Raw genomic sequence first — 1664 nt, 5'->3', positions numbered from 1 at the left:
CCCGGCCGGGGAACCCCGGCCGGGCGGGCGGGACGACGCACCACCCCGGAGGGTGGCCGAGCGTGTGCGGTCGTGTGCGTACTGTGCTCCACGTCGACCAACGTAAGTCCCCCTCCCCGCCCCGAACGGCGGAGACACGCACATTCCATCGTTTTGTCGATCTTTTGCGCGAGGGGTGGCACGCCCTCCCGGGGCGGCGCCGACCCCTGCGGGGGCGGGGCGGCACTCGTCCGGCCCGGTGGCACGCGCCCCGCGCCTACAATGAGGGCTCATCCCCGTTCCCCTCCTACGCCCGGGAAGTCCCACGTGTCGCTCACGATCGGAATCGTCGGCCTGCCGAACGTCGGCAAGTCGACCCTGTTCAACGCCCTGACCAAGAACGACGTGCTGGCGGCCAACTACCCCTTCGCCACGATCGAGCCGAACGTGGGCGTCGTGGGCGTCCCCGACCCCCGGCTGACGAAGCTCGCCGAGATCTTCGGCTCCGAGCGCGTCCTGCCGGCCACCGTCGACTTCGTGGACATCGCCGGCATCGTGCGCGGCGCCAGCGAGGGCGAGGGGCTGGGCAACAAGTTCCTGCACAACATCCGCGAGTCCGACGCCATCTGCCAGGTGGTGCGCGCCTTCCGCGACGACAACGTCGTGCACGTGGACGGCAAGGTCTCCCCGAAGGACGACATCGAGACCATCAACACCGAGCTGATCCTCGCGGACCTGCAGACCATCGAGAAGGTCCTGCCGCGCCTGGCCAAGGAGGCCCGGGTCAAGAAGGACCGGCAGCCGATCCTCAGGGCCGTCGAGGAGGCGAAGACGATCCTGGAGGAGGGCCGCACCCTCTTCTCCGCCGGGATCCGCCAGGGCACCGAGCCGGCCGAGCCGCTGCGCGAGCTGCACCTGCTCACCGTCAAGCCGTTCCTGTACGTCTTCAACGTGGACGAGGAGGAGCTGACCGACGAGGCGTTCCAGGCCGAGCAGCGCGCCCTCGTCGCCCCGGCCGAGGCGGTCTTCCTCAACGCCAAGCTGGAGTCCGACCTCGGCGAGCTGGACGACGAGGAGGCGCTGGAGCTCCTGCAGTCGGTGGGGCAGGAGGAGCCCGGTCTGGCGACCCTCGCCCGCGCCGGGTTCGAGACCCTGGGGCTGCAGACCTACCTCACCGCCGGGCCCAAGGAGGCCCGCGCCTGGACGATCAAGCGGGGCGCCACCGCGCCGGAGGCCGCCGGGGTCATCCACACCGACTTCCAGAAGGGCTTCATCAAGGCCGAGATCGTCTCCTACGACGAACTGGTCGAGGCCGGCTCGCTCGCCGACGCCCGGGCCAAGGGCCGCGCCCGCATGGAGGGCAAGGACTACGTCATGCGCGACGGCGACGTGGTGGAGTTCCGCTTCAACGTCTGACGCATCCGACCAAGGCCGTCCAACCCGCTCCGCAGCGGGTTGGACGGCCTTCGCCGTGCGGGGCGTGCCGGATGCCTTCCGGCGACGGCCCGGTCCCCCTCGCGGGCGGGCTCGCCGCCATCCCGGGATCCGTTCCGGGGATTCACGAAGATCACACACCGTGATGTTTCCGTGATGTAAACAACACGCTACTTGTGAGTAATCTGACGACCCCGGAAGCGCCCCCTCGCTTCCGGGGCGGGACGCGCGCACCCCGAACCCCCACGCAC

1 protein-coding gene is annotated in these 1664 nt (G+C 70.2%); it reads left to right on the top strand.

Annotated features, from left to right (window positions below; all coding sequences use genetic code 11):
- Positions 1-306 precede the first annotated feature (306 nt).
- The gene (gene ychF / locus FNQ90_RS22335; protein ID WP_143622842.1) at positions 307-1395 is read left to right on the top strand and encodes a redox-regulated ATPase YchF; all 1089 of its coding nucleotides are present in this window, start codon (positions 307-309) and stop codon (positions 1393-1395) included.
- The last annotated feature ends 269 nt before the right edge of the window (positions 1396-1664 follow it).

The sequence above is a fragment of the Streptomyces alkaliphilus genome, from assembly GCF_014141535.1.
Taxonomy (GTDB): Bacteria; Actinomycetota; Actinomycetes; order Streptomycetales; family Streptomycetaceae; genus Streptomyces; species Streptomyces alkaliphilus.
The sequence above is the reverse complement of the archived record's forward strand: the minus strand, read 5'-3'. Positions and strand labels throughout refer to the sequence as shown.